Below are 6,509 nucleotides of genomic sequence, written 5' to 3' on the forward strand. Positions count from 1 at the left end.
AACAAGCCGAGGAACAAGCCCCTGCAGCGCATTCCGCTAAAGGGTTCTTGGGAAGAACTTGACAATAACGAGCCCTAAGGAATCCAAACATGAGCCTTTATCAACATATTCTGGTGGCCATTGACCTGACCGAAGAAGCTGATGCGGTTCTGGAAAAGGCGCGCAGCATCGCCGAAGCCAACAACGCCAAGCTCACCCTCGTTCATGTTGTTGAACCTCTCAGTGTTGCTTATGGCAGCGATATCCCCCTAGATCTCACTACTCTTCAAGATGAAATTACCCAACAGGCACGAGAACGCATCGCCAAGCTGGCTGACAAAATCCATGTCGAAAAAGGTGAGCAGCATGTAGTTTATGGGCGCCCGGAACGGGAAGTTCACCGTATCGCTGAAGAAGCAGACATAGATCTTGTTGTGGTCGGTAGTCACGGACGCCACGGCCTTGCTCTGATTCTGGGTTCAACCTCCACCAGTATTCTTCACGGTGCATCTTGTGATGTACTGGCTGTAAGGGTTGGCAAGCACGGCTGATCAACCATTTTACGAGAGCTGCAATGGCAGCTCTCCCTACTGATCCCATCCTGCAAACCTCTACTTTTCATAGAGTTAGATAAGAAACCTACATATCTTTATCCAATGTAAACGACTACAATCGGGTAATTTCCAGCCAGATACTACACGTCAATACTCGATGGCTTCATTCCAGACTCACCTGATCGTTGCCAGCACTCTTACTGGTGCGCTGTCAGTCACCGCACTGTATGCAGATCTGGTCACTCCAGTGACAGCGATGATTCTCTGGGGTATTGGAACACTTAGCGGTTTATTGCCCGATATCGATTCTGAAAGCTCACTCTCCCTGCAGCTGTTATCCAGTCTATTTCTAGTCGCTGTTGCCGCAGTTATGGTGAATCATCTTAGTGAAACAACCCCACTACTGTGGAATCTTGCCACAGTAACCGGGACCCTTCTGGCGCTCCGTTTGATGATTATTCCCCTGTGCAGCAAAATCATGGTTCACAGGGGTAACTGCCACTCCCTTCTGGCAGCTTTGGCCACTTCGCTATCAACCATTTTCATCTCAATCCATTTTCTGAGTGTGCCGGTCCAAACCGGTTATATGATGGGGTTATTTGCAGGAACAGGATTTATTATTCACCTGATACTGGATGAACTCTACTCAATCAATATCGGAAAAGGAAAGGTAAAAAAGTCCTTTGGCTCCGCCATCAAACCTTTTGCAAGAAAGTCACCGACCTCCTCTGTGGTGATGACAGCACTCTGCGCCGCTGAACTTTGGTGGCTGCCAGAACCCCAATCCCTGCAGGTTGTCCTGCAGAGACTGGTGCAAACTTCATGGAAAGCGTTGAGCTAACTACTGCATATCTTCCAACTCACTCCAGCGCTCCATTTTGGCTTCGAGTCGTTCGTTCACTTCAGTGAGGCGCGCCAAAGTTGACTGCACGGCCTCCTGATCCTGTTGATAAAAGGCATTAGAAGCTGTCTGCTCCTCGAGTGACGCTAACTCTTCTTCCAGCTTCTCAATTTCACCAGGCAGCATGTCCAGCTCACGCTGCAGTTTATAACTTAGCTTTTTCTTTTTAACCGGTGCTGGTTCAGCAATGGGAGTTTCTACTGGTTTTAAAACTTCCTCCATGGTCGTGACCTTACCGCCATCACCTGTAGCAGACAGACGATCAATACTACCACCCTGGCGTAACCAGTCTTCAAAACCACCAATATATTCCCGAACAACTCCATTGCCTTCAAAGACCAGAGAGCCGCTGACGACATTATCCAGAAAATCCCTATCGTGACTCACCAGCAATACTGTGCCTGGGAATTCAACCAGAATACTTTCCAGCAGCTCCAGAGTTTCCACATCCAGATCGTTGGTCGGTTCGTCGAGCACGAGTACGTTGGCAGGTTTACTGAAAAGGCGAGCCAGAAGCAGACGATTACGCTCACCACCAGACAATGCTTTTACAGGTACCCGGGTACGCTGGGGAGGGAATAAAAAATCTTCCAAGTAGCTGATGATATGTCGATCCCGGCCATTAATGGAGATTTTCTCCCGCCCTTCTGCAACGTTATCAATAACCGTTTTCTCAAGATCAAGCTGGCCACGCATTTGATCGAAGTAAGCCACTTCCATCTTGGTACCGCGCTTCACTTCGCCATTCTGGGGTTCAAGATCCCCCAACAGGATTTTCAGCAAAGTGGATTTACCGACACCGTTGGCACCAATCAAACCGATCTTGTCACCTCGCATCAGGGTGAAATCAAGATCCTTCATCAACAGGCCATCACTGTAACCGTGAGTCAGGCCTGTCGCTTCAACAACCAGTTTTCCGGAGCGGTCAGCCGACTCAACTTTAAAGTCAGCTTTGCCTTGCAGGTTGCGACGCTCCATTCGCTCAGAGCGTAGCTTCTCCAATGCTCTTACCCGACCTTCATTCCGAGTACGACGAGCTTTAATACCCTGTCGTATCCAAACTTCTTCCTGAGCCAGCTTCTTATCAAACAAAGCATTCTGGGTTTGCTCAACCTCCAGAGCATGGGCTTTACGCTCCAAATACTCCTCATAGTTGCACTCCCAGTTGGATAAATTGCCGCGATCCAGCTCAATAATGCGAGTAGCGAGAGATTTCAGAAATGCCCGATCGTGGGTAATAAATAACAGCGCCCCACGGAAATCCTTCATCTGCTTTTCCAGCCAGGCGATAGTGATGATATCCAAATGGTTGGTCGGTTCATCCAGCAATAGAATATCAGGATCAGAGACCAGAGCTCGGGCCAGTTCCACCCGACGACGCCAACCACCAGATAACTCACCCATGGTTTTGTCCGCAGGCAGCTGCAACCGTTCGAGAATCTGGTCAACACGTTGTTGTAACTGCCAGCCATCCAAGGCTTCCAGCTCATGTTGAACGCGTTCAAAACGCTTCATATCTGCATCGGTTTCAATGTGGTGCGCCAGCGTATGCCACTCAGCCAAAAGCTTACCTGCACGGTCAAGTCCACCAGCTACGACATCATATACCGTTTGATCATCCGCCAGTGGCAGATCCTGGTTAAGCCAGCCGACTTTAACGCCGTCGTCTTTGCGTACAACACCATCATCCGGGAGGATCTTCCCGGAAGCCAACCGCATCAGTGTGGATTTACCGGCACCATTGCGACCGATCAGACACACCCGCTCGCCGGGTTCAATCTGGAAGCTGGCTTTGTCCAGCAGTGGCTGGTCACCATAGGCGACAGAAACATCGTCGAAACGTAACAAAGGCATGGAGTTGAGGTCCGTCTATACAAAAATGGCGCTAGGATAACGCTTTTCCTGTCGGCCTGAAATCTTCGCTACATGACCAGGCAAATTTCTCTGGTGCGTTTCGGGGCTGGTGCACTTTCGAGAGTGAGGCCTGGGCGTTTTCGAGAATGCGAAGACTGCAGAAATGCCCAGTTCGGGTAGACTAACAGGATTTTAATGTCTCTGCGCACATCATCACTAACATAATCTATAGGTTTCTTGCCATAGCTGTTGGTGACGTAAGGATCAGCACCTGAAGCTATTAGATGGCTTACTGCCCGTTTATAGCCTGCCTGAACCGCAAGAGATAATAGAGTGTTATGATGCTCATCAACCGGCCAGTTCACTCTGCTGCCACGCTCGTCAAAGTTCTGCTGAAAGTATCTCTTTGAAGTCAACCAACTTAAAAGCTCAATCGTTTCATTTTCGGAAATCTTAGCCCGAGATTGGTACCAAATATCTATAGGAGGACGACGACCATCTTCAGCTGTAAAGAGAGAGCAGCCATAGCCTGTCAGGACTTCAATAATTTCGGTATTCCCTATGCGACAAGCAAGTTCAAACAGAGTTTCATTTGTATCATCATAGGGCAAGCGAGCCAGCGATTGTGCGCTATGGCCTGAATTTTTCACCCAGCCATCTATAAGGTTTTTGGTTATATCCAATGACTTCCCTTTTTTCAGACAATAGGCCTGTGTTGCAAGCTTATTTACAGAGCTGTCTTTCCGGGATGCTTCTAACCATTGTTGTGTTGTGTGTCTTGCGAGCAGCGTGCAAATTAAACCTCTATCCCATCGCTCAATCGCCATATCCAAAAGAGTCTCACCCCGGTCATTAATAGCCAAAAAGTTACCTTTATCATATTTAATAAAGACCTTGATCATCTCGATGTTAGAGGGTGATTTTTGTGTGCGTATGACGTTGTGAAGTGCTGTTTCTCCAAGAGCATTAACCTCTTCACAGCTGATTCCTTCTTTGATCAAGAGTTCGAGTATTTCTGCATTGGGAGCCAGGAAGGCATACTCCCAGTTCAGAGGGTCAGGAGTGGCGTTTGATTCAATAAGAAACTGAAGCACCTTAGTATCTGCCGCTTCCAGAGCCAAACGAAATAGACTTGACCCATTGTCTTTACAGTTAACGACTCCATTTTGTACAAGAAGCTCAATCATCGGCAGGACTGTGCTATTTGGCCCGGCCCTCTCTCCCATCGGATGGTTTCTATAGAACCACGGTAATAAGTCCGCATATCCATCCCCCAAAAGCACACCACTATGATACATCATGGCTTTTACAAGCTCTGTGTCGTTACTGAATACAGCAAGGTGAAACAGGCTGACTGGGTTTTCTCTATCCAGCCCGAAATGCCAAGCTTCTAAATCAATCTTCTTACCTTTGCACACCACAATCGAGTAGGCGCGGTTCAAGGCTTCACTTCTTTCTTCTTCATCAGTGGAACGAACAGCCTGCAGCAGAGAGTCTAACAGCACTTTTTCTGAGGCAGAGAGATATGCCAGTTTTGAGGTAAAGAGCCCTGCCAGGCAAAAGCAGAGTCTTACTCTGTAAGGGACAATGCTTTGTGAACAGGGGCAAAGAATATCTTCCTTGTTTTCAGAGCTGGTTCTCCCTTCAACACAAATAGAGCACAGATTGTGTCCGCATGGGAGTTTTGCAACTATCCGCCGATCCAGACAATGATTGCATTGAGTAAAATCCAGAGGAGCAAGTCGAACATTGGAGAATGGTACGCCAGGCAAAGAGAAACTTCTTGCTTCCTGCTGTCCGGTAATGTAAGGCAAAAAACTCTTCAGCGTAGCTGTCAATGGCCTCATTTATACACCTTTCTTGCGAAATACAAAGGCTTCAAAAATAATTGACTGGCGTGGCATTTACACTAACAGTGCTGCAAGCAAACCCCTTCAAAAAAAGCTGAAATAGACACCTTAAACTTACATACATTTGTGAATGTATGTATTATGAAAGCATTACAAATAGGGTATTTCTCCTTTCCTCCCCCAAGATAACTATGAAAAAACGAAACCTTATCAGGCTTGCGGTGGTCCTCTCTGTAACGTCATTGGCTGCCTATCGCCTGAATGGCTACATGCAACCACCGGCAATGAATACTCAGGAGCGGATTACCACGGTCAGCGCCATTACCGTTGAACCTAAACCACTCACAGCCTGGGTATTTGCAGAAGGCACAGCAGAAGCCCAGCGCAAAGCGTTCCTGAACTTCGAACGGGCGGGCAAAGTTGTCGCTATCGGAGACGATGAAAACCACACCAGCTTACGGGAAGGTTCGCGGGTATCCGGCCCAAAGGTTCCCGGAGAAAAAGGCCAGCATCTGGCCAGTATGGATTCCCGCACTACCTCAGCAACAGCCGATAGCCTGGCCGCTCGTCTGCAGTCTGCCCGCCAGCGCAGTGAAGAGGCCAAGGCCAACACTCTGCGCAGCCATAACGACCTGAATCTGGCCGAGATAGCTTTTAACCGTACCGAGCAACTGCTCAAAGACGGGCTGATATCCCAGGACACCCTCGATCGTGACCGCACTGCCCTGCTCAATGCTCAAGCCGCCGTCAGCGCGGCAACAAGTGCGGAAGCCTCGGCCCGCGCAGAGATCAAAAGCCTATCGGCGGAGCTGGAAGGTGCACGGGTCACCCTCAGCAAAGACAGTTTGTTTGCCCCCTTTGATGGCTTGATTACCGTTATGAACCTGCGTGAAGGCAATTATTATTATCCACCCGCCGGCGTTGCCAGCAATAGTGATCGAGAAAGTGCTTCGGCTATTGTTGTCGTTGATGATAATCGTTTTGAAATCACCCTCGACATTCCAGAACAGTCGGCCCGCATGCTGCAAGAAAATCAGGTTGCCTGGGTCAGCGCCAACAGCAATGCTCTCTATCAAAGTGCTCGAGCCTCCATACCGACAGACAACATCATGGTCGGCAAGGTTTGGTCTGTCAGCCCCTCCATCAGCCTGGCCAATCGCTCCCGGCGCATTAAGGTGCGCACCAATAGCCATCAACCCGCCACCATTCAAGATGGCTTGTTTGTGCAGGTCTGGATTGCCGCACGACATAAACCAGACGCCCTGACGCTCCCTATTGAGTCCCTCTCCTTCCGCAATACCGCGGACACTTTCAGGCGGCGATAGCTCCATAGTTACTCAGCTGCTCGTAAGCACCCCTGACTTTTTCATC

General features: G+C 48.9%; 5 protein-coding genes. 3 read left to right on the plus strand and 2 right to left on the minus strand.

The genetic code is table 11. From position 1 onward, the window contains the following. The first annotated feature begins 89 nt into the window (after positions 1–89). Both QMA35_RS09400 and QMA35_RS09405 read left to right on the plus strand, forming a co-directional pair. The gene (locus QMA35_RS09400; RefSeq protein WP_281646890.1) at positions 90–530 is read left to right on the plus strand and encodes a universal stress protein; all 441 of its coding nucleotides are present in this window, start codon (positions 90–92) and stop codon (positions 528–530) included. Between the two features lie 160 nt (positions 531–690). After that, on the plus strand, positions 691–1,374 hold the full coding sequence (locus tag QMA35_RS09405) for a metal-dependent hydrolase (RefSeq protein WP_281646891.1): 684 nt from the start codon (positions 691–693) through the stop codon (positions 1,372–1,374). On the opposite strand, the gene QMA35_RS09410 is transcribed toward QMA35_RS09405, so the two are convergent. Together QMA35_RS09410 and QMA35_RS09415 are read right to left on the minus strand one after the other, a co-directional pair. Then, entirely contained in the window at positions 1,375–3,288 is a 1,914-nt protein-coding gene (locus QMA35_RS09410) for an ATP-binding cassette domain-containing protein (RefSeq protein ID WP_281646892.1), read from the minus strand. It abuts the gene before it with no gap. Positions 3,289–3,356: 68 nt separating this feature from the next. Beyond that, positions 3,357–5,135, minus strand: a complete 1,779-nt coding sequence (locus QMA35_RS09415; RefSeq protein WP_281646893.1) for a hypothetical protein — start codon at positions 5,133–5,135, stop codon at positions 3,357–3,359. A 194-nt stretch (positions 5,136–5,329) separates the two neighbouring features. Between QMA35_RS09415 and QMA35_RS09420 the strand changes: the two genes are divergently transcribed. After that, positions 5,330–6,463, plus strand: a complete 1,134-nt coding sequence (locus QMA35_RS09420; RefSeq protein WP_281646894.1) for a hypothetical protein — start codon at positions 5,330–5,332, stop codon at positions 6,461–6,463. The last annotated feature ends 46 nt before the right edge of the window (positions 6,464–6,509 follow it).

Source organism: Parendozoicomonas sp. Alg238-R29 (assembly GCF_947331445.1).
Lineage (GTDB): Bacteria > Pseudomonadota > Gammaproteobacteria > Pseudomonadales > Endozoicomonadaceae > Sansalvadorimonas.

What these genes read in the sequence shown, in the direction of transcription:
- QMA35_RS09400 (WP_281646890.1), top strand. Translation starts at nt 90, where the DNA reads ATGAGCCTTTATCAACATATTCTGGTGGCCATTGACCTGACCGAAGAA.
- QMA35_RS09405 (WP_281646891.1), top strand. Translation starts at nt 691, where the DNA reads ATGGCTTCATTCCAGACTCACCTGATCGTTGCCAGCACTCTTACTGGT.
- QMA35_RS09410 (WP_281646892.1), bottom strand. Translation starts at nt 3,288, where the DNA reads ATGCCTTTGTTACGTTTCGACGATGTTTCTGTCGCCTATGGTGACCAG.
- QMA35_RS09415 (WP_281646893.1), bottom strand. Translation starts at nt 5,135, where the DNA reads ATGAGGCCATTGACAGCTACGCTGAAGAGTTTTTTGCCTTACATTACC.
- QMA35_RS09420 (WP_281646894.1), top strand. Translation starts at nt 5,330, where the DNA reads ATGAAAAAACGAAACCTTATCAGGCTTGCGGTGGTCCTCTCTGTAACG.